Annotated in this window: 18 protein-coding genes; 8 read left to right on the top strand and 10 right to left on the bottom strand. The window is 69.0% G+C overall.

What is annotated here, in order from left to right; all coding sequences use genetic code 11:
• Window positions 1-4: 4 nt before the first annotated feature.
• The 3 genes from KHC19_RS08295 to KHC19_RS08285 all read right to left on the bottom strand — a co-directional run bounded on the left by KHC19_RS08295 (window position 5) and on the right by KHC19_RS08285 (window position 3,991).
• Window positions 5-1,090, bottom strand: a complete 1,086-nt coding sequence (locus KHC19_RS08295; RefSeq protein ID WP_213351894.1) for a putative B6 ABC transporter permease subunit 2 — start codon at window positions 1,088-1,090, stop codon at window positions 5-7.
• The gene (locus KHC19_RS08290; protein WP_213351893.1) at window positions 1,087-2,646 is read right to left on the bottom strand and encodes a putative B6 ABC transporter ATP-binding protein; all 1,560 of its coding nucleotides are present in this window, start codon (window positions 2,644-2,646) and stop codon (window positions 1,087-1,089) included. Before KHC19_RS08290 ends, KHC19_RS08295 begins: the two co-directional genes overlap by 4 nt.
• 325 nt (window positions 2,647-2,971) lie before the next feature.
• On the bottom strand, window positions 2,972-3,991 hold the full coding sequence (locus tag KHC19_RS08285) for a putative B6 ABC transporter substrate-binding protein (protein WP_213351892.1): 1,020 nt from the start codon (window positions 3,989-3,991) through the stop codon (window positions 2,972-2,974).
• A 94-nt stretch (window positions 3,992-4,085) separates the two neighbouring features.
• On the opposite strand from KHC19_RS08285, the gene KHC19_RS08280 reads away from it, so the two are divergent.
• The 6 genes from KHC19_RS08280 (at window position 4,086) to KHC19_RS08255 (ending at window position 10,884) form a co-directional block, all read left to right on the top strand.
• A complete protein-coding gene (locus tag KHC19_RS08280; RefSeq protein ID WP_213351891.1) occupies window positions 4,086-4,535 on the top strand; it encodes a hypothetical protein in 450 nt (149 codons plus the stop codon).
• A 492-nt stretch (window positions 4,536-5,027) separates the two neighbouring features.
• On the top strand, window positions 5,028-6,524 hold the full coding sequence (locus KHC19_RS08275; RefSeq protein ID WP_213351890.1) for a 4-hydroxyphenylacetate 3-hydroxylase N-terminal domain-containing protein: 1,497 nt from the start codon (window positions 5,028-5,030) through the stop codon (window positions 6,522-6,524).
• 128 nt (window positions 6,525-6,652) lie between these two features.
• Window positions 6,653-7,054 carry a nuclear transport factor 2 family protein gene (locus KHC19_RS08270; protein WP_213351889.1) on the top strand — a complete coding sequence of 134 codons (402 nt, stop codon included), beginning with the start codon at window positions 6,653-6,655 and terminating at the stop codon, window positions 7,052-7,054.
• On the top strand, window positions 7,051-8,520 hold the full coding sequence (locus tag KHC19_RS08265) for an amidase (RefSeq protein WP_213351888.1): 1,470 nt from the start codon (window positions 7,051-7,053) through the stop codon (window positions 8,518-8,520). The genes KHC19_RS08270 and KHC19_RS08265 overlap by 4 nt, the downstream gene beginning before the upstream one ends.
• Window positions 8,520-9,806 carry an amidase gene (locus KHC19_RS08260; protein ID WP_213351887.1) on the top strand — a complete coding sequence of 429 codons (1,287 nt, stop codon included), beginning with the start codon at window positions 8,520-8,522 and terminating at the stop codon, window positions 9,804-9,806. The genes KHC19_RS08265 and KHC19_RS08260 overlap by 1 nt, the downstream gene beginning before the upstream one ends.
• A 34-nt stretch (window positions 9,807-9,840) precedes the next feature.
• Window positions 9,841-10,884 carry a 2,5-dihydroxypyridine 5,6-dioxygenase NicX family protein gene (locus tag KHC19_RS08255; protein WP_213351886.1) on the top strand — a complete coding sequence of 348 codons (1,044 nt, stop codon included), beginning with the start codon at window positions 9,841-9,843 and terminating at the stop codon, window positions 10,882-10,884.
• A 149-nt stretch (window positions 10,885-11,033) separates the two neighbouring features.
• On the opposite strand, the gene pcaC is transcribed toward KHC19_RS08255, so the two are convergent.
• From pcaC to KHC19_RS08240, 3 genes are read right to left on the bottom strand one after another with little or no spacing between them, the layout of a single operon-like run.
• Complete coding sequence (pcaC, locus tag KHC19_RS08250; RefSeq protein WP_213351885.1) at window positions 11,034-11,432, bottom strand: 4-carboxymuconolactone decarboxylase; 399 nt, start codon at window positions 11,430-11,432, stop codon at window positions 11,034-11,036.
• On the bottom strand, window positions 11,429-12,145 hold the full coding sequence (locus tag KHC19_RS08245; protein ID WP_213351884.1) for a GntR family transcriptional regulator: 717 nt from the start codon (window positions 12,143-12,145) through the stop codon (window positions 11,429-11,431). Before KHC19_RS08245 ends, pcaC begins: the two co-directional genes overlap by 4 nt.
• Window positions 12,146-12,919 (bottom strand): alpha/beta fold hydrolase, encoded by a 774-nt coding sequence (locus KHC19_RS08240; RefSeq protein ID WP_213351883.1) that lies wholly within the window; start codon window positions 12,917-12,919, stop codon window positions 12,146-12,148.
• Between the two features lie 162 nt (window positions 12,920-13,081).
• On the opposite strand from KHC19_RS08240, the gene KHC19_RS08235 reads away from it, so the two are divergent.
• Together KHC19_RS08235 and KHC19_RS08230 are read left to right on the top strand one after the other, a co-directional pair.
• Complete coding sequence (locus KHC19_RS08235) at window positions 13,082-13,789, top strand: enoyl-CoA hydratase/isomerase family protein (RefSeq protein WP_213351882.1); 708 nt, start codon at window positions 13,082-13,084, stop codon at window positions 13,787-13,789.
• 35 nt (window positions 13,790-13,824) lie between these two features.
• Window positions 13,825-14,733 carry an NAD(P)-dependent oxidoreductase gene (locus KHC19_RS08230; RefSeq protein ID WP_213351881.1) on the top strand — a complete coding sequence of 303 codons (909 nt, stop codon included), beginning with the start codon at window positions 13,825-13,827 and terminating at the stop codon, window positions 14,731-14,733.
• Between the two features lie 26 nt (window positions 14,734-14,759).
• On the opposite strand, the gene KHC19_RS08225 is transcribed toward KHC19_RS08230, so the two are convergent.
• The 4 genes from KHC19_RS08225 to KHC19_RS08210 are packed head-to-tail and all read right to left on the bottom strand — an operon-like array spanning window position 14,760 to window position 19,392.
• Window positions 14,760-15,866, bottom strand: coding sequence for a hypothetical protein (locus KHC19_RS08225; protein WP_213351880.1), 1,107 nt, complete (start codon window positions 15,864-15,866; stop codon window positions 14,760-14,762).
• A 31-nt stretch (window positions 15,867-15,897) separates the two neighbouring features.
• Complete coding sequence (locus KHC19_RS08220) at window positions 15,898-17,178, bottom strand: KpsE/RkpR family capsule polysaccharide export protein (protein ID WP_213351879.1); 1,281 nt, start codon at window positions 17,176-17,178, stop codon at window positions 15,898-15,900.
• Complete coding sequence (locus KHC19_RS08215) at window positions 17,162-18,073, bottom strand: class I SAM-dependent methyltransferase (protein WP_213351878.1); 912 nt, start codon at window positions 18,071-18,073, stop codon at window positions 17,162-17,164. The genes KHC19_RS08220 and KHC19_RS08215 overlap by 17 nt, the downstream gene beginning before the upstream one ends.
• The gene (locus KHC19_RS08210; RefSeq protein WP_213351877.1) at window positions 18,070-19,392 is read right to left on the bottom strand and encodes a glycosyltransferase family 4 protein; all 1,323 of its coding nucleotides are present in this window, start codon (window positions 19,390-19,392) and stop codon (window positions 18,070-18,072) included. Before KHC19_RS08210 ends, KHC19_RS08215 begins: the two co-directional genes overlap by 4 nt.
• Window positions 19,393-19,536 lie beyond the last annotated feature (144 nt).

Here is a 19,536-nt window from a genome sequence, read left to right as displayed (position 1 = left end):
CCCCTTACTTGCCGGCCGCGCGGCGGCGCTGGTCGAGATATTCGGTGATACCGAGCATGATCAGAAGGATCGCCACCACCACCAGGGTGAAGAAGTTGGGCACGCCGGTGCGCCGGGCCGCGCTCTCGCCGCCGATCGACAGCACCGAGAACAGGAACACGAAGGCGATGGAGGCGAAGCCGTTGAACCGGGCGAGGAACACCAGCGGCACCACGGTGAGGCTGTAGGCCGGATTCCAGTCGGCCCGCACATTGCCCTGCACGCCCATGATCTCCACCGCCCCGGCGAGGCCGGCCAGCCCCGCCGAGATGGCGAAGGTGGCCATGGTCAGCAGCGGCACGTTGAGGCCGGCATGGATGGCGGCGCGCGGATTGGCGCCGACGATCCTGAGCTTCAGCCCGAAGGCGGTGCGGGTCATGAGGAGATGCACCGCCACGATGGCGACGAGGCCGATGAGGAGCCCACTCGACACGGTGGTGTCGAACAGCCGCGGCAAGCGATCGGCGACGGCGAGGGTGCGGGTCTGCGGCACGGTGGTGGCCGGGTCGCGGAAGGCGAGCTTCACCAGCACATTGGCGAAGGAGACGCCGAGGAAGGTCATCATCAGCGTGGTGATGATCTCGTTGACGCCCTGATAGGCCTTCAGCAGCGCCGGCAGCACCGACCACGCGGCGCCCACCAGCGCCCCGACGGCGAGGCCGGCCAGCAGCACCAGCCACACCGGCAGCGCCGGCGCCAGCAGCGGGCCGAGCGCGGCGACGATGACCGCCGCGAGCAGGAACTGGCCGTCGCCGCCGAGATTCCAGATGCCGGCCCGGAAGGCGACGATGAGCCCCGCCGCGATCAGCAGCAACGGGCCCGTGCGGGTCAGCGTCGCCTGCAGGCCGTAGGGATTGAGCAGCCCGCGATCGAGCACATAGCCGTAATAGCTGACCGGGTTGACGCCCAGCGCCAGCAGCACGAGGCCGGACAGCACGATGGCGCCCAGTACCGGCAGGAGCGCCATGGCGACGAGGCGGGCCCGCTCGCGCCGGGCGCCGTTGCGCCGGGCGGGGAGGACGTCGCCGCCGATCCGTGTGGTGTCGCTCATGCCGTCACGCCGCTCATCAGTTCGCCGACCCGGCTGCGGGCCTCGGCATTGTTGTCGACCACCCCGACGATGCGCCCGCGCGACATGACCGCCACGCGGTCGGAAAGCTCGAGCACCTCTTCGAGGTCGGTGGAGATCAGGATCACCGCCAGGCCGCGATCGGCCGCCTCGCGGATGCGCTGGCGGGTGGCGCGGATGTTCTGCACGTCGAGGCCGTAGGTCGGCTTGGCGAAGATCACCGCCCGCGCCTGCCCGGAGAGCTCGCGCGCCAGCAGCGCCTTCTGGATGTTGCCGCCGGACAGTTTGCCGATGGCGGTCTCGATGCCCGGCGTGCGCACGTCATATTCGCCGACCAGCCGCCGCGCATGGGTGGCGATCGCCTCGGGCTGCTCGATGCCGTGCCGCCAGAACGGCGCCTCGCCGACCTGCTTGAGCAGCAGGTTGAGCGAGATGGGAAAGGAGCCGACCGTGCCTTCGCCGAGCCGGTCGTCGGTGACGTAGCGCAGGCCGCGCTCGCGCCGCCCGCCGACATCGAGCCGCTCGATGGCCTCGCCGCCGAGGCGGATGCGGCCGGCGGCGAGGCGGCGCTGGCCGGCCAGCGCCTCGGCGAACTGCTTCTGGCCGTTGCCGTCGATGCCGGCGAGGCCGACGATCTCGCCCGGCGCGACGGAAAGGTCGATGCCGGCGACCGGTACCGAGGCATCGTCGACCGCGAGCCCTTCGATGTCCAGCAGCGGCGCGCCCGCCGGCCGGGCGCGGGGCGGTCCGCCGGCGGCCTCGGTGCCGGCATGGGTGCCGAACATCAGGCGGACGATCTCCGCCGTGGCGGCGGCGGGGCCGAGCGCGACGAGTCGCTCCGGCGCGATCTCGCCGACCTTGCGGCCGAGGCGCAGCACGGTGATGCGGTGGCCGAAGGCGAGCGCCTCGTTGAGCTTGTGGGTGATGAACACCACGGCGATGCCGAGCCTGGTCAGCCGGCCCATCAGCGCGCCGAGGTCCTCCGCGCCCTTCGGCGTCAGCATGGCGGTGGCCTCGTCGAGGATCAGCACGCGCGAGCCGCGCATCAGCGCCCGCACGATCTCCACCTGCTGCTGCTCGCCGAGGGAGAGCGACCCGACCCGCGCCTCGGGATCGATGGCGACGCCGATCTCGGCGCAGACGGCGGCCATGCGGCGGGCGACGCCGGCGCGGTCCGGCCGCGACCACCAGGGGCCGCCCAGCGCCATGTTGTCGACGACGCTGAGCGAGGGCACCAGCATGGAGTGCTGGAACACCGTGCCGATGCCGAGTTCCAGCGCGCGGGCGGGCGAGGCGATGCGCACCTCGCGTCCCTCGACGAGCACGCCGCCCTCGTCGGGCAATTGCAGGCCGGAGAGCATGCCGACCAGCGTCGACTTGCCGGCGCCGTTCTCGCCGAGCAGCACATGCACCTCGCCGGGCCACAGCTCGAAGGAGACGCGGTCATTCGCCACCACGCCGGGAAAGCGCTTGGTCACCTGATCGAGCGCGACGATCGGGTGGGGAGGCATGGGCGCGGCGTTGGGTGTCTGGGTCATCGGTGGTTCCGTTTCCCTCTCGCTGCCGCCTTGCTCCCGATGAGGAGCGGGAGCAAGGCGGCGGAGCAAGGGCCGGCCGCATCGGCCGCCGGCGAAGGAGTGATCGAAAGGCCGTCGCCGGGGATGGCGGGTCCTTCCGGGCCCGACCTCGGAGGCCGCATCTCCCGATCACCCTCGTCCCGAGGTGCCCGGCGTCCGCCGGGCCTCGAAGGATGTTCGTCCGGGCGCGCGAGGCGAGCTCCCTTCGAGGCTCGCCATCGCGCGCCCCTCGGGACGAGGTGGCTCGTGGACGCGGCCGGCTTTTCGGGGCCGGCCGCCTCCCTCGTCACTGCAGCTGGGTGACCAGCTTGTGCACGGTGTCGGCGTCGTAATGCGCGCTCACCTTGATCTTGCCGTCGACGATATCCTTCTTCAGCGCCTCGATCTGCGCCCAGACGTCGTCGGGGATGTGCTTGCTCTTGAGCAGCTTCACCGAACCGTCCTTGAGGTTGATGTCGTAGTTGCGCGAGCCGTAGGTGCCGGCCTTGAGATCGGCGATCATCGCCGCATAGACCGGCTCGAGGTTCCACACCACCGAGGAGAGCAGGTTGCCCTTGTCGATGGCGGTCTTGTCGCCGATCACGTCGATGAAATAGACCTTGCCGCCATTGGTGGCCTTGTTGGTCTCCACCGCCTGCAGCATGCCGAAGGACGAGCCGTTGCCCTGGCCGAAGATGATGTCGGCGCCCGCCGCGATCAGCGCCTCGGTGACGCGCTTGCCGCCCGCGGCGTCGGAATAGGCCGCCGGGCCGATCACCGCGTAGCGCACGGCGATGCCGGGCTTCTCGGCCTTGGCGCCTTCCGCGAAGGCGGAGGACTGCGAGTTCCACGACGGCGGCTCGCCGGACACCACGATGCCCACCGTGCCGGTCTTGCTCATCTTGGCGGCGAGGCGGCCGGCGAGATAGGCGCCTTCATGGCCGCTGGCGGTGTAGTCGGCGACCGCGCCGGCCTTCTTGGCGTCGGGACGGTCGACGATGGCGACCGGCACCTTCATCTCCTCGCCGATCTCCGGGGCGGAGGTGTTGTAGCCGCTGGCATGGGCGATCAGCAGCCCGGCGCCGTCCTGCGCCATCTCGCGCAGGGTGGGGCGCACGTCGCCATAGCCAAGATTGTCGGCCACCAGCACCTCGACGCCCGCCGCCTTGCCGGCGGCCTTGGCGGCGTCGATGCCCTGCTGGTTCCAGCCATAGTCGGTGCCGGGCTCGGGGGTCAGTATCGCGATCGACTTCACATCGGCCGCCTGCGCGAACGACGCCGCGCCCAGCAGTGCCAGTGCCATGCTGTGCAGGATGATTTTTCTCATGGAAGGCCCTCTTTGTCACCCATATGGAAATTTATATTCCATGATCGGATTATTTATACTATCAAAACGCTAGATAGTTGGAGGCTTATTGTAGATGGCGAAGGTTTTTGTCGTCTTTTGTTTTGTCTTGTCTGTCTGCGCCGGCCCCGCCAAGGCGGAAGAGGCGATGGTGGTCGAGCGCGGCACGGAGGGGCTGGTCGGCGTTCCCTTTCGGGTGGTGAACGAGAGCCGCCGTCCGATCGCCTGCTCGGCGGCCATCGCGCATTGGTATTCCGCCCGCATCGGCTCCGTCGCGCCGTGGCGGCGCCTGGAGGCGAAGCTCTGGTCGAAGCCCGCCACCGGCGAGGTCTTCCTGCTCAACGAGACACAGGATCGCATGCCGGTCCAGCGCCTGTGGTGCGGCTATGCCGGCGCCGACGTCTCGACCCGCAGCGAGATCGGCCTCCTCCGTCGCGCCGAGACGGCCGAGCCGCCCATCGAGCTCGTCTGTTCGTCGGGCGGCGAGAGCCAGGCGCTGGACTGTCGCCGGCGCCAGGGCGAATGATCGGTCGGGTCCTGGTCCGGGGCAGGGCATTTCGGGGCAGGGCATGCCGACTTCTCCCGCGATGAAGCTCGCCGCGCTGGGGTGTCCGTCGTTCTCAACCAAAAAGCCAGAACCGTAACTTTTGGTCAAGCGAATCGGTGCCGGTTATGGTCGGGAGGCAAGGGACGTTTTCTGGCTGTCAGTAAAATTTGCTCAATTTTTAATCCGCCTCATACTCCTGTTTCATGAGCAGAAACGAGAATATTCGCCATATTGCAGCGCAATATGCGTAATAATATTTCAAAATACGAGCATTTGATCTAATTTTGTGCAGATAAATGATGCCCGGAAGGGGCTTGACCATTTCTGCGGTTCAATGGTTGGATTGCTCTCGCCCGAGCCCGGTACGGGGCCATGCAGCGGTTCGCCCGCGGCATGCCGCCTCGCCAAGAGTGCGACGAGATCGACCAAGAAATGCGTCCGGGAAGCGGGTCCTTCAGAGGAGAGCGGACGATGAACGCGCAGACGGCGAAGCGGGGACTCCAGGACGAGCTTCCGGCCGGCCACAAGCTCAAGACCGGTGAGGAGTTCAAGGCGTCGCTGGACGACGGCCGCGCCCTGTGGGTCGGCGGCAAGCGCATCGCCAAGGTGTTCGACGATCCGGCGCTGTCGGCCGGCGTCGACCTCATCGCCTCGATGTTCGACGACCAGTTCAAGCCGGAATTCGCTGAAGCCACCACCTATGTCGACGAGAGCGGCGCGGTGGCGAGCCGTTCCTGGCAGGTGCCGCGCACCAAGGAAGACCTCGCCGATCGTCGCAAGATGATCGAGTACACCAGCCTCAAGACCGCCGGCACCTTCGGCCGTCCGCCGGACCTCGCCCCCGCCATCGCGGTGGGCCTGCTCGCCTATCTGCCGACCTTCAAGGCCAAGAAGTCGCTGATCGAGGGCTGTTCGCCCGATTTCGCGGAGAATATCGAGGCGTACGTCGCCTATGGCCGCGACAACAACCTCACCGCCTCCGAAAGCCTGACCGGCCCGCAGAACGACCGCTCCTCGCCCAAGGGCGCCGAGGCCTCGCTGCTCAAGGTGAAGAGCGTCGAGAAGGGCGGCATCCGCGTCTCCGGCGCCAAGACGGTGGGCTCGATCTCCGCGCAGGCCAACGAGATCTTCTTCACCAATCTCGGCGGCATCCGCGAGACCCCGGCCGAGGCCTGCATCTGGGCGTCGGTGCCGATCAACGCCGACGGCATCAAGCTGATCTCCCGCGAGATGGTCTCGCATCCCGGCGCCGACCCGTTCGACCATCCGGTGGCTCGGCTCGGCGAGGAAGCCGACCAGCTGATCATCTTCGACAACGTGTTCGTGCCGACCGACCGCATCTTCAACCTCGGCGACCCCACGGCCATGTCCTATTACGGGCCGGTCTGCGTGTTCGCCCACTGGCACGTGCTCACCCGCCTCACCGTGAAGGCGGAGCTGTTCGTGGGCGCCGGCCAGCTGGTGCTGGACGTGCTCGGCACCTCGAACATCCCGGCGGTGCAGGGCATGCTGGGCGAGATCATCCAGTACGCCCAGACGCTGCGCGCCTTCGTTACCGCCGCCGAGGCGCTGGCCAAGCCCACCGAGGGCGAGGTGATGGCCCCCGATGTCGGCATGCTCACCGCCGGCCGGCTCTACTCCATCGAGGAATATCCGCGCATCATCCACATCCTGCAGGAACTGTGCGGCCAGGGCCTCGTCATGCGCTTCGGCAAGGCGGCCTTCGACAACCCGGAGATCGGCCACCACCTGCAGGACCTGCTGCCCGGCAAGGGCGTCAGCGCCGAGGTGAAGGAACTGCTGATGAACTTCATCTGGGACATGACGTCCTCGTCGCTGGCGGGTCGTGTCGCCCTGTTCGAGAACGTCAACGCCTCGCCGGCGCCGCGCCTGCGCGAGCGTCTCTACAACGAGGTGAAGCGCGACGCCTTCATCGCGCAGGTGAAGACCCTCGCCGGCATGCCCTGAGCGCCCGGCCTTCGCGTCGGGCCGCCGGTGGTGGCCCGGCTTTCTTTCCCGGCCGGCCGCCGCTCGCGGCCGGTTCCGTTCCCGCCCGTTCCGCGCCGCCATCCGGCGGCTCCCTCGGAGGCGCGCTCATGTCATCCGATCCCGTCGACGCCTTCTACGCCGCCTATAACCTCCATGACGCCGCCGCGGCGGCCGCTCTCTATCGGGAGGATGGCTGGCACGAGGAGGCGCACAACGGCGCCCGCCGGCAGGGGCGCGAGGCGCTGGCCGCCGGGCTCGACCGCTTCTTCGGCTTTCTGGCCGAGGCGCATTGGCAGCCGCGCGAGCGGATCGACGCCGGCCCCAACGTCGCCGTGGTCTATACGCTGACCGGCACGCTCGCCGTCGACCTGAAGGGCAAGCCGACCCGCGGCCTGCCGATCACGCTCGGCGGCGTGCATGTGTTCGAGCTGGCCGACGGTGCCGTCGCCGGCACCCGCGACTATTGGGATCCCGCCGCCTTCCAGCGCCAGATCGAGGCCGTGGCATGAGCGCCGACGCCGACACGCCCTGCCATGCCGGCTTCGCCGATTACGAGGCGCATGACGCCACCGGCCTCGCGGCGCTGGTACGCGCCGGCGAGGTGACGCCGGATGAACTGCTCGACGCGGCGATCTCGCGCATCGAGGCGCATGAACCGCGCCTGCACGCACTGGTGCACCGCTTCGAGGAGAAGGGACGGCAGGCGATCGCCGCCGGCCTGCCGGACGGGCCGTTCACCGGCGTGCCCTTCCTGCTCAAGAACACCGGCTTCGAGATGGAGGGCACCATCCTCTCCACCGGCTCGAACCTGTTCCGCGACGTGGTCTCGCCGCGCGATTCCACACTGGTGGCGCGCTACAAGGCGGCCGGGCTGGTCATCATCGCCAAGACCAACACCCCGGAATTCGCGCTGAGCTTCACCACCGAGCCGGACGCCTTCGGCCCGACGCGCAACCCGTGGGACGAGGCGCGCAGCCCCGGCGGCTCCTCGGGCGGCTCCACCGCCGCCATCGCCGCCGGCTACGTGCCGCTGGCCAACACCTCCGACGGCGCCGGCTCCACCCGCCTGCCGGCCTCGCATTGCGGCCTGTTCGGCTTCAAGCCGAGCCGCATGGTCAATCCGCTCGGACCGGTTGTGGTGGAAGCCATCGCCGGCATGTCGACCCCGCACGCCGCCAGCCGCAGCGTGCGCGACAATGCCGCCCTGCTCGACGCCAGCGGCGGGCCGGATGTCGGCGACCCCTATCTCTCGCCGGTCGGCGCGCAGAGCTACCTCTCGCAGCTGGAGCGCGACCCGCCGCCGCTGCGCATCGGCTTCACCCCGGATTCGCCGCTGGGCACGCCGGTCGATCCCGAATGCCGGAGGGTGGCGGAGGAGACGGCGCGGCTCTGCGAGGAACTCGGCCACACGGTGGAGATCTGCGAGGCCGGCTACGACGCTGAGGCGCTGAAGGCGGCCTGGCGCATCATCGTCGGCGTCAACATCACGCCGGCGGTGGAGATGCGCGGGCGGGCGCTCGGGCTCGCCGACCCGCTCTCCGCCATCGAGCCGGTCAACGCCGAATGGGTGCGCGAGGCGCGGGCGCTGCCCGCCACCGCCTATCTCGGCGCGGTGAACCAGCTGCACCAGACCGCCCGCGCGCTCGGGCGCTTCTTCCAGCGCTACGACGTGCTGCTCTCGCCCACCGCCGCCGAGCTGCCGCCGCCGCTGGGCGCGCTGGCCGGGGCGGGCAAGAGCCTCGACGCCTTCTACGACGCCTTCTGGACGCATGCGCCGTTCACCTGCGCCTTCAACGCCTCGGGCTGCCCGGCCATGAGCGTGCCGCTCGGCATGTCGGCGGGAGGGCTGCCGGTCGGCGCCCATTTCGGGGCGGGGTTCGGCCGGGACGGGATGCTGTTCCAGCTGGCCGGACAGCTCGAACGCGCCCGTCCCTGGTTCGGCCGGCGCCCACCTTTGCTCAGCCGAGGTCACTGATGGACGCGACACCCTCTTCCCTGGCCGACCTGTCGGCACGCGAGACCGCCGCGCGGGTCGCCGGCAACACGCTGACCGCCGAGGCGGTGGTGGCCGCCTTTGCCGAGCGGATCGCCGCCAGGGAGCCGCAGGTGCAGGCCTTCGCCCATTTCGACCGCGACCGCGCCTTGGCCGAGGCGCTGGCGAATGCGGGCGGGCCGCTGGCCGGCGTCACCTTCGGCGTCAAGGACGTGATCGACACGGTGGACATGCCGACCGGCTACGGCTCGCCAGTCTATGACGGCTATCGCCCGGCCTGGGACGCGCCGATCGTGGCGCTGACCCGCCAGCTGGGCGGGGTGGTGCTCGGCAAGACCGTCTCGACCGAATTCGCCATGTCGAGCCCCGGCAAGACCCGCAACCCGCACAACCCCGCGCACACGCCGGGCGGCTCGTCGAGCGGCTCCTGCGCCGCGGTGGCCGCCGGCATGGCGCAGGTCGCCTTCGGCACCCAGACGGCGGGCTCGGTGGTGCGCCCGGCGAGCTTTTGCGGGGTGGTCGGCTACAAGCCGAGCTTCGGCACGCTCAACCGCGCCGGGGTGAAGCCGCTCTCGGAAAGCCTCGACCATGTCGGCGTCATCACCCGCGACGTGCGCGACGCCGCCTTCGTCACCGCGGCGCTGGCCGAGCGGCCGGCGCTGGCGGAAGGGGCGATCGCCGGGCCGCTCCGGGTCGGCCTGTTCCGCACCTCGCGCTGGGACAGCGCCGAGCCGGCCACCCGCGCGGCGCTGGAACGCACCGCCGCCGCCATCGAGGCGGCCGGCGGCACGGTGCGCGAGCTGCCGGTGCCGGACAGCTTCGAGCGGCTCTATGCGTGGTTCGACGCGGTGATGGGCTGGGAGACGCCGCACATGCTCGCCTATGAGCGCCGGGTGCTGGGCGCGCGCATCTCGCCGATCACCCTCGGCTTCATCGAGACGCTGGCGAAGGCCACGCGCGAGCAATATGACGCCGCGCTCGCGGCACTGAAGCACCGGGACGTGCTCGTCGAGGAACTGCTCGGCGGCTGCGACGTGCTGCTCACCCCGGCGGCGCCGGGCGAGGCGCCGGCCGGGCTGGGGGCCACCGGCGACCCGGTGTTCAACAAGCCCTGGACGCTGCTGCATGCCCCGGCGCTGTCGGTGCCGGCGGGCTTCGGGCCCAATGGGCTGCCGGTCGGGGTGCAGGTCGTCGGGCGCATCGGCGAGGACGCCCATACCCTTGCCGCTGCTGCCTTCATCGAGGACGCGCTGAAAGCGACGGCCTGAACATTCCACAGCATTCCCCGAAGGGAAGACGATCATGGCCATCAGCGATCTCGCGCTCATCGACGCCTGGAAGGACGTGCTGACGCTTTCCAGGCTCACTCCCGGCGAGCAGGTCTCGCTGCTCGTCAGCGACGACAGCAACCCGCAGCTGGTTTCCACCGCCCGCACGGCGGTCGGCCAGCTGGGCGGGGTGCTGACGATCCTGCATCTGCCGCCGCTCAATGGCGACGTGGCGCTGTCGCGCGACAAGTCCGGCTATGTCGGCCACACCGCGCTGAAGGGCAATCGCCCCGCGCTGGAGGCGATGAAGCATTCCGACCTCGTCATCGACACCATGATGCTGCTGTTCTCCCCCGAGCAGGAGGAGATCCTGAAGACCGGCGCCCGCATGCTGCTCGCCTGCGAGCCGCCGGAGGTGATGCTGCGCATGAAGCCGACGCTGGACGATGCGCGCCGCGCCACCAATGCCGCCGCCCGCCTCGCCAAGGCGAAGACGCTGACCGTCACCTCGAAGGCCGGCACCGATTTCCGCTGCGCGATCGGGCAATATCCGGTGCTGAAGCAGCAGGGCTTCGTCGACAAGAAGGGCGGCTGGGACCACTGGCCGAGCTGCTTCGTCGCCACCTGGCCGGACGAGGGGAGCTGCGAGGGCGTCATCGTCATCGACACCGGCGACATATTGCTGCCGTTCAAGCGCTATGCCCGCGAGCCGATCCGCGTCGTCATCGAGGGCGGCTGGATCCGCGCCATCGAGGGCGGCTTCGAGGCGGAATACATGCGCAGCTACATGGACAGCTTCAACGACCCGGACGCCTATGCCATGGCGCATGTCGGCTGGGGCCTTCACAAGAAGGCCCACTGGACCACGCTCGGCCTCTATGACCGCGAGGCGGGGCTCTCCATGGATGCGCGCTCCTTCTACGGCAACTTCCTGTGGTCGAGCGGCCCCAACACCGAGGCCGGCGGCACCCGCGACACGCCCTGCCACATGGACATCCCGCTGCGCGGCCATTCGCTGTCACTGGACGGCGAGCCGATGACCATCGACGGCCGGGTGATCCCGGAGGACCAGAGCTGAGGGAGGTGCGGCAGGCCTTCAACCGCCCGTCATGCCCGGGCTTGGCCCGGGCCTCCGCGCCTTCCTTCCGGCCGGTGCGCGAGAGACGTGGATGGCCGGGACGAGCCCGGCCATGACGGCCTCCGGTTTCAACGGCCTCCGCCCGTCGCCTATCCCTTCGCGGCGGCGGCCTTGGCGTCCTCCTCCGCGAACACCTCGCGGGCGACGCGGAAGCTGTCGAGCGCGGCCGGCACGCCGCAATAGATCGCGACCTGCAGCAGCAGCTCGCGGATTTCCTCGCGCGACAGCCCGTTATTGAGGGCGCCGCGCACATGGAGCTTGAGTTCATGCGGGCGATTGAGGGCCGCGATCATGCCGATGTTGAGGATGGAGCGCTCGCGGCGCGCCAGGCCCTCGCGGCCCCAGACCTCGCCCCAGCAATATTTGGTCACCAGCTCCTGCAGCGGACGGGTGAACTCGTCCATCTCCGCCAGCGACTTGTCGACATAGGCGGCGCCGACCACGGCACGGCGGATCTCGAGGCCCTTCTCAAACAGGTCGTCGGTCATTGATGTGTCTCCGGGAGGTTGGACAGGTCGGAAGCGGGGGAGCCGAGCGCGACGCGCGCGGCCGCCGCGACATGCCGCTCGGCGCACAGGGCGGCCTCGTCGCCGTCGCGGCGTCGCAAGGCGTCGACGAGGTCGTCGATCTCGGCGAGGGAGGCACGCTTGCGGGCCGGATCGGCCAGCGAGCGGGCGCGCAGCAGGCTGATGCGGGCATTCAGCCGGTCGAGCAGGTCGCGCGCCACCGGATTGGCGGCGCCGGCGCAGAGCGTGCGGTAGAAATCGAGCTTGGCGTCGAGGAGAGCGCCGAGCGGGCCGGCCTCATAGGCGTGGCGGAGAGCGACGTGGACGAGGCCGAGCGCCGTCCGTGCCGCCTCGTCGGCACGCTGGCAGAACTGCCGGGCGATCAGCGCTTCCAGCGCCGCGCGCACCGCATAGATGTTCTCCGCTTCCGCCCGGCTGAGCACGGCGACCGACAGGCCGCGCGCCCCGGCCACCAGCAGGCCGTCGGCCTCGAGCTCGCGCAGCGCCTCGCGCAGCACGGTGCGGCTGACCGCGAGCTCGGCGCAGAGATCCTTCTCGATCAGCCGCTGGCCGGCGGCGAGCCGGCCGGTCTCGACCAGCCGCCGCAGCGTCGCGGTGAGCTTGCGGCGCAGCGGCGCGCTTTCCTGGCCGATCGGGCCGATGCCGAGGGAAGAACCGGCCGGAGGGAGACCCATTCAATCGGCCAGCAGGAACGGATCGACGGCGGCATGGAAGCCGTCCGGCCGGTCGAGATTGGACAGGTGGCGGGCGCCCTCGATCTCCACATAGCCGGCGCCGGGAATCAGCGCGGCGATCTCCTGCGACAGCTTGGGCGGCGTGCGGTTGTCGCGGGTGCCGACCACCACGCGGGTGGGCACCTTCACCGCCTTGTAGAGATCGACCACGTCGGCGGTGAACACCGACGTCGCGGCCTCGACATAGGCATCGGCCGCCATGCCGGCGATGGAGGCGACGAGTTCCGCGACATGGGCGGGATCGCCGTCCTCCACCAGCGTGTCGCCGGCATAGAAGCGGGCATAGGCCTCCATCGAGCCCTCGCGGATGGTCTTCTCGATGGTCGCCGCGCGCGTGGCGCCGGCCTCGCCCTGGGTGGCGAAGCTGCCGGCGACGACGAGGCGCGAGACGAGATGCGGCGCGAGATCGACGAGATGCGCGGCGATCGGGCCGCCCATGGAGATCGCCACCACCCGCGCCGGCGTGCCGCCGAAGGCATCCAGCAGCGCGGCGAGGTCGGCGGCGACGTTGCGGACGGTGAAACCGCCCTCGCGGCTGGAGCGGCCATGGCCGCGCGCATCGACGGCGATGACGTCGAAGCGGGCCGACCAGCGGCGGATCTGCTCGCGCCACAGCCAGGCGGCGGTGCCGAGGCTGTGGATGAGCAGGAGCTTCTCGCCGGAGCCGGCACGGTCATAGCCGAGACGCTCGCCGTTCAGGTCGATCACGGGCATGGGCGGTTCCTCCGGCGGTTGATCACGTCGCGCAGGGATCGCTGGCCGCGCGTTTCGACGAGGCTAGCGTATTATCGTCGTACAATATTACAAGCCGGAATCTCGACCGTCCTGGACAGGTGGCGGGCGGGCATCGCGGCGACCGGTTCCAAGGAGAGTGGCATGAAGATCGAATCCCATGGCGACGGCATCTATGGCGTCGCGTTCACCCGCACCGCCGACGGCAATCATCTTTCCTCGGCCCAGCTCGCCGAATTCGCCACCACGCTGGACGAGGTGCTGGCCATGCCCGGCCTGCGGGCGGTGGTGCTGTCGGGCGAGGGCGAGCATTTCTGCGCCGGCCGCGTCGGCAAGCGGGGCCTGACCTCCGCCGCCGATGTGCGCGACGATCTCGGCCTGATCCTGGAGGTGAACAACCGGCTGCGCCGCTCGCCGGTGCCATTCGTCGCGGCGGTGGAGGGCAAGGCGCTCGGCTTCGGCTGCGGCTTCACCACCCAGTGCGACATCGCGATTGCCGCCGAGGATGCGGTGTTCGCGCTGCCGGAAATGTCGCACGGGCTGCCGCCGCTGATCGTGCTGTCCTATTTCGCCAGGTTCGTGCCCTTCAAGAAGGCGTTCGAGCTGGCGCTCACCAGCCGGCATTTCGGCGCCGCCGAGGCCAAGGAGATCGGCATCGTCACCGAGGTGGTGCCGCGCGGCGCGGCGCTCCGGCGCGCCATCGAGTTCGCCCGCACCATCGCCGCGCTCGACGCCGAATCCGTCACCCTGCTGCGGGAATTCTCGCGGCGCGTAGCCGGCCTGTCCGACGAGACCGAGGCGAAGAACGCCGTCACCACCATGGCGATCTCGCTGGCGGCGCGCGCCCATTGAGCCGCGGGCCGGGCGCCGGCCGGGAGGTCATGACCATGGACAGCGTGCTTTTCATCGGGGCCGGCCGCATGGGCGGCCTCATGGCGGAACATCTCGCCGATGGCGGCGTGCCGCTCGCCGTCGTCGATCTTGCCGAGGAGGCGCTGGCGCCCTTCCGCGCCCGCGGCCTCCCGGCGGCGACACGGGCGGCCGACCTGCCGGGCGCGGTGGTCATCACCATGCTGCCGACCGACCGGCACGTCCGCGACGCGCTGCTGGGACCGGGCGGCGCCTGCACGGCCCGGACGCGGGAGGTCGTGATCGACATGTCGACGGCGGCGCCGTCGAGCACCATCGCCCTGGCCGGGGATCTGGCCGGGCGGGGGACGGCGGTGCTCGATGCACCGGTGAGTGGCGGCATGGCCCGTGCGCGGGCGGGCACGCTGACCGCCATGGTCGGCGGTGCGCCGGACGCCTTCGCGCGGGTGCGGCCGCTGCTCGACCGGATGTGCGGCGAGGTCATCCATGTCGGGCCGGTCGGTTCCGGCCACGTCATCAAGGCGCTGAACAATTATCTGTCGGCGGCGACGCTGTGGAGCGCCACCGAGGCGCTGATCGTCGGCGAGCGGTTCGGCCTCGACCCGGCGACGATGCTGAAGGTGTGGAGCGCGGGATCCGGCACCAGCCACGCCACGCAGGTGAAGCTGCCGAACCATGTGCTCACCGGCACTTATGATTTCGGCCAGACGCTGGAGCTGTTCTGCAAGGACATCTCCATCGCCGCCGACCTCGCCCGGCGGGCGGAAGCGGAAACGCCGACGCTCGACGCGTTGCTGGCCTTCTGGTCCGCCGCCCGCGACCGGCTCGGCGGCCAGGAGGACATCACCGCCATCGCCCGGCTGATCGGCGACAGCCGCCCCGAGGCGGGCTCCATGCTGGGGGGCGGGCCGGCCGAGCCGGCGTGAGGCTGAAGCCGGCCCGGCGGCCGGGCTCAGCCCTGGGCGATGGCCGCCTGGGCCGGGGGAGGCTCGATCTGCGAATCGCGGTCCCGCATGGCGTTCACCGTGCGGTCGACGGCGGTGGACACCTCGCGGAACAGTTCGAGGTCCGCCGACAGCAGCTCGCGCGCCATTTCCTTGTCGCGCAGTCCCTCAGCGAGCTTGGTGACGCCCGGCGAGGGCGGTGGAAGCTCCCAGGTGCCGAGGTCGTGCTCGAGCTGGGCGCCGACCAGCTGCAGGAAATGCTCCAGATTGGAGCGCAGCTGCACCGCCTTCATGCCGGACAGCACGTCGAGCGCGCTGGGCACCGCGATGACCGACAGCGGCTCGTCGGCGTTGCGGCAGGTCAGCAGGCGGGTGAAGGGGTTGGACAGCAACTGCCGGTCCTCCGCCGACAGATGCAGCAGCCACGCCCCGAAATCGTCGGCGTCCTTGAGCTCCTTGCCCTTCACCGCGTCGACGAGGCTCATCAGGCCGATATTGCCGAGCTGCTTGACGGTGTCGTCGCTGTTGCGGGAGATCCATTCCAGCGTCAGCAGCTGCTCCGCCAGCTCCTCCATCGGGTCGCGGACATAGGTGCAGGCATCGAAGCCGTTCTTCTGCAGGAACACCTCGTATTCGGCGAGGTAGATGCGGCCGGAGAGGTAGATGGAGTTGCTGAAGCCGATGTCGATGATGCTGCGCATCGTGTCGGGCGGCAGCGATTCGATGCGCGGATAGCTCATCTGGAACAGCGAATCGAACAGCCGGTTCACCCGCACATTCGGCAGGATCTGCGGCTCCAGGCGGAACAGCTTGCGCTGGATCGTCGGCGTGCCGTAGCGCCGCCGATAGACGAGCGTCTGGGTGTGGGCGTCGAAGACATCGATCTGGTGGCGCCGCGCCAGGCCGGAGACGGCCGCCTCGTCGACGACGAAGCCGCACAGCCCGGTATCGTGCAGGCCCTGCTCGCGCAGCAGCGGGCGGACGATGCGGGCCTTGACCTCCGCCAGCTTCTCGCTGCCTTCGAACACCGTGACGCTGGGCGTGTGCGACGGGTTGTCCGGCATGATCCAGCCCACGATACGCGTGCCGGTGTCTTCGTCGATGCTGAACAGCATGCTGCCCGCTCCCGGTAAGAGCTCTCAAACGTCAATAGCGACTGTCGCGGCTCAATGTGCCGAACGTGACCACCGCCAAGGCGGTGACGAAGGCGAGGAAGGTCACGAGCACCCATTGCTGGGTGCGCCAGGCCTGGATGGCCCGGGTCGGCAGCGACGGCGCGATGAAGGTGTAGATGAAATAGGAATGCTCGCGCAGCAGCATCTCGGCGTTTTCCACGGCCAGCGACGCGATCTGCACGCGCATCAGCGCAAAGCGGCGATTGATGTCGAGTTCCTCATAGGCGGCCAGGGCATTCACGGCGGCCTTCACGTCGGCCTCGGAGCCGGCGAGGTGGTTGTGGATCTGGTCCACTTCCGAGACCATCGATTTCGCGCGCTGGCGCAAGGTGTTGGCCGCGGGCGAGTTGGCTTTCTCGGCCGTCTGCAGCACCTGCAGCTCGCGCTCCATCATGATGCGCTGGGCCTCGAAGCGGAAATAGGAGCTTTGCGCCATCTTCGCCGCCTGCTTGGGGTCGACGGTGGACAGGAGCTGGCGCATGTCGCTGATCTGATCGAGCTTCTTGTCGTATTCCTCGTTGGCGCGGCCGAGCTCGATGCGGGCGCGGTCGAGGGCGTCCTGGCGCCCGCGCGTCTCGATGTCGTTCATCAGCGCCTCGCTGCGCTTGATCATCATCTCGACGGTGGCCTTGGCATCCTCCGGCGTGAAGGCCCAGACCTGGAAGACCACCGTGTTGGCGCGCCGGTCGACCGCGGCCATGACGTGGCGGATCCAGAAGCGCCAGGCCTCCTCCAGCGTGGCGTCCGGGGCGAGGCGCGACAGCGGGTCCACCGCGCGGCTCGCGAAGCGCGCTTGCAGCCAGCCCTGCTGCATCAGCTCGCGGACGAAGGCGCGGCTCATGAGGAAATTGGTGATGACGAACGGATTCTGCTCGAAATCGGCGTCGCCGCCCGAGCCGCCCTTCGCGAGGGCGGCGGCCTGCTGCGACGCCTTGAGCTCGGCGCGTTCCGGCGAGCCGGCGGTGGAATCGGTGGTCAGGTCGGAAGCGCCGCCGTCCTTCACCTGGCGGATGGCGAAGCGGGTTTCCGACATGTAGAGATTGGACGAGATGCCGAATATGTAGACGGCATAGGCGAGCGAGACGAAGACCGCTCCCAGGATCGCCGCGGCCGGCAGCCGGTTCTTCAGCAGGAAGTCCAGAATCCGCGCCGGAAGGCTCCGCTGTGCCGGCTCCTCGGCCGCCACATTCGTTCCCTTGGGAACGGGGACCGGCGCGAACTGGCCCTTCTTGAGCTTAACGGCTTGCGTCATGGCCGGCCTTCAGCACGACGATATCCTGGAAATCGTGAATGCCGCCCGAGGCCACGCCGACGACCTCGAACCAGCGGCTCCAGACGCTGCGAATATAGCGCTCGGAGATGAAGGTGATGCCATAGGGGTGCTCGTCCGTGGTCAGATGGCCGGCCTGGACCACGAAGCTGTAGCCCGAGCCGCAGGCGAAGACGCGGCGGGCGCGCTCGATGTCCCATGTCGGAATGCTGAGCAAATCGACGATCTTCGTCTCCTCCAAAGCACGCGCCAGCGCCCGCTGGCCGTGCACGGAGAGGAAAAGGTAGCCGCCGGGCCGCACCAGCCGTGCCAGATCGGCGAGGTGGATCAGATGATCCGCCTCGCAGAGATGGCTGAACACAGAAATACTGACGACTGTGTCAAAGCTTTGATCGGCAAGCGGCAGCGGCTCCGCCGGGCGGGTGTGGTGGGCCTCGACATGCGGCAGGCTGGACTTGATCCAGCCGATGTGCCGGCTGTCGATGTCCACGCCGACATAGCGATGGTTGTAGCCGTGGAACAGGCGTGCAAGGCGCCCGACGCCGACGCCGAAATCGAGCACGTCGCCGAATTTCGCCGGCGGACGCGGGCTGACCCGGGCAAGGGCGCGCATCAGGTCGATGCCGTGGCGGGCGAAGTCTTCCTTGCTCTTCAGCCCGCTGGTGTTGTGCATCAGCTCGGTGGGCGGGAAGGGCGCCAGCTGCGCCCGGTCGGCGGGCGTCTTGACCGCGAGATTCGCCTGCAGCCACTTCTCCAGATCGCCATTGATCCCGGAGTTGGCGGCGTGCGGGGCCGGAGAATCGGCCGCTACCGGCAGCGTGCCGAGCGTCTGGGCCCGAACCGCAGCTTTCAAACCCTGAAAGCTGAATCCCTTCATGCGACTTCCTCATAGATGCGCAGCAGGTCGTCGACCATGTGGCGCGTGGTCCTTTCGTAGCCGATCCGTTGGCTCATGGCACGCGCCAACGCCGGATCCTTGGCAAAATGCTCCATCGCCTCGGCGAGCGAGCGCGCGCTCCCTCTCGCAAAATATACGCCGGATTCAAAGGGAGGGACGAATTCGGTCATGCCGGCGACGTCGGCGATGATCACCGGCGTATGGGTCGCCAGCGCCTGGAGCAGGATCAGCGGGCTGTTCTCGTACCAGAGCGAGGGAATGACCAGCACGTCGATCTCGGCGAGGTGCCGGGCCATGTCCTCGACGGGGAAGGTGCCCCGGAACTCCACGGGCAGCCAGGCGGCCTTGCGGCGCAATTCGAGCGCATAGGCGGGATCGGTCTGCTCGTTGCCCCATATGCTCAGTCGCGCCTTGTCGTGGGGAATGGCGCCCAGCGCCTCGACGAGCAGGTGCACGCCCTTGTGCCGCGCCAGCTGGCCGATGAAGCCGAAATGCAGCGTATCGTCCGCCCGTTCCGGCTTCGGCGCCCGGTCGATGTCAATGCCGAAGCGGCTGATGTCGAGGCGCCCGTCATAGCCGTTGCGGCGATAGGCGTCGTGCAGGAACTGCGTCGGGGCCACGGCGGCGGCATAGGAGCCATAGGCCTGCGAGAGGATGGCGGGGCGCTCGACGATCGCCTCGACGTCCTCCCGCCAGGCCGCCTTCAGGGCCGGCGCGGCAAGGCGCGCTAGGCGCGCCGAGAGGGGGCGCAGCGCGGGATGGCCGGCATAGCGGGTGAAGCCCGCGGGCGCCTGCACGGCGACTTCCTTCAGGAAGCAGTTGAGGCAGTTCGTCCGGTGCTTGTCGGGGCCGAGGCAGAGCGAATCGTCGTGGGCCTGCAGCTTGTTGTTGAAGCAGATGCCATAGAAGTCGGTGAAGGTGCCGACCGCGGGTATCTCGAGGCTGTCTAGGACTTCCAGCAGCGCCGTGGTATGGTTGACGAGATGGCAGACATGGACCACGTCCGGTTTTTCACGCCGTAGGATGCGTTCCAGCACCCCGCGAAGTTCCGGCATGTAGTAGGTGTCGCGGACCACACGGTTCGGAATGCGGTTGCGGTCGAAGCGGAGAACGCCGATACCTTCCCACTCATATTCCTCTATGAAGGCGGTCTGCGCCGTTTCTCCGGCGAATGTTGCGGTGACGATCTTGACGGTATGCCCCAACTCCCGGAGGTTTCTGGCCACCACGCGTGTATAGCTTTCCGTGCCATAGAAATGGCCCGGGAAGTAGCAATGGACGAAAAGGACGATTTTCATTGTGCAGTCCCGGGTCGCCTTGGCGGCGGATTGCATGTATCTTGCGCTGCACACATTCTTCTGTACGAATTTGGGGTCCGCAACGGAATGGGCGATGAGGTCATTTTAATGCGGGCGGGGCACATTGTGATCCTGAACATCAGC

The sequence above is a fragment of the Ancylobacter oerskovii genome, assembly GCF_018390555.1.
Taxonomy (GTDB): Bacteria; Pseudomonadota; Alphaproteobacteria; order Rhizobiales; family Xanthobacteraceae; genus Ancylobacter; species Ancylobacter oerskovii.
The sequence above is the reverse complement of the archived record's forward strand: the minus strand, read 5'-3'. Positions and strand labels throughout refer to the sequence as shown.

Bases quoted from the DNA above. Each gene is read 5' to 3' on its own strand.
- KHC19_RS08295 (WP_213351894.1), bottom strand. From the start codon at position 1,090: ATGAGCGACACCACACGGATCGGCGGCGACGTCCTCCCCGCCCGGCGC.
- KHC19_RS08290 (WP_213351893.1), bottom strand. From the start codon at position 2,646: ATGACCCAGACACCCAACGCCGCGCCCATGCCTCCCCACCCGATCGTC.
- KHC19_RS08285 (WP_213351892.1), bottom strand. From the start codon at position 3,991: ATGAGAAAAATCATCCTGCACAGCATGGCACTGGCACTGCTGGGCGCG.
- KHC19_RS08280 (WP_213351891.1), top strand. From the start codon at position 4,086: ATGGCGAAGGTTTTTGTCGTCTTTTGTTTTGTCTTGTCTGTCTGCGCC.
- KHC19_RS08275 (WP_213351890.1), top strand. From the start codon at position 5,028: ATGAACGCGCAGACGGCGAAGCGGGGACTCCAGGACGAGCTTCCGGCC.
- KHC19_RS08270 (WP_213351889.1), top strand. From the start codon at position 6,653: ATGTCATCCGATCCCGTCGACGCCTTCTACGCCGCCTATAACCTCCAT.
- KHC19_RS08265 (WP_213351888.1), top strand. From the start codon at position 7,051: ATGAGCGCCGACGCCGACACGCCCTGCCATGCCGGCTTCGCCGATTAC.
- KHC19_RS08260 (WP_213351887.1), top strand. From the start codon at position 8,520: ATGGACGCGACACCCTCTTCCCTGGCCGACCTGTCGGCACGCGAGACC.
- KHC19_RS08255 (WP_213351886.1), top strand. From the start codon at position 9,841: ATGGCCATCAGCGATCTCGCGCTCATCGACGCCTGGAAGGACGTGCTG.
- pcaC (WP_213351885.1), bottom strand. From the start codon at position 11,432: ATGACCGACGACCTGTTTGAGAAGGGCCTCGAGATCCGCCGTGCCGTG.
- KHC19_RS08245 (WP_213351884.1), bottom strand. From the start codon at position 12,145: ATGGGTCTCCCTCCGGCCGGTTCTTCCCTCGGCATCGGCCCGATCGGC.
- KHC19_RS08240 (WP_213351883.1), bottom strand. From the start codon at position 12,919: ATGCCCGTGATCGACCTGAACGGCGAGCGTCTCGGCTATGACCGTGCC.
- KHC19_RS08235 (WP_213351882.1), top strand. From the start codon at position 13,082: ATGAAGATCGAATCCCATGGCGACGGCATCTATGGCGTCGCGTTCACC.
- KHC19_RS08230 (WP_213351881.1), top strand. From the start codon at position 13,825: ATGGACAGCGTGCTTTTCATCGGGGCCGGCCGCATGGGCGGCCTCATG.
- KHC19_RS08225 (WP_213351880.1), bottom strand. From the start codon at position 15,866: ATGCTGTTCAGCATCGACGAAGACACCGGCACGCGTATCGTGGGCTGG.
- KHC19_RS08220 (WP_213351879.1), bottom strand. From the start codon at position 17,178: ATGACGCAAGCCGTTAAGCTCAAGAAGGGCCAGTTCGCGCCGGTCCCC.
- KHC19_RS08215 (WP_213351878.1), bottom strand. From the start codon at position 18,073: ATGAAGGGATTCAGCTTTCAGGGTTTGAAAGCTGCGGTTCGGGCCCAG.
- KHC19_RS08210 (WP_213351877.1), bottom strand. From the start codon at position 19,392: ATGAAAATCGTCCTTTTCGTCCATTGCTACTTCCCGGGCCATTTCTAT.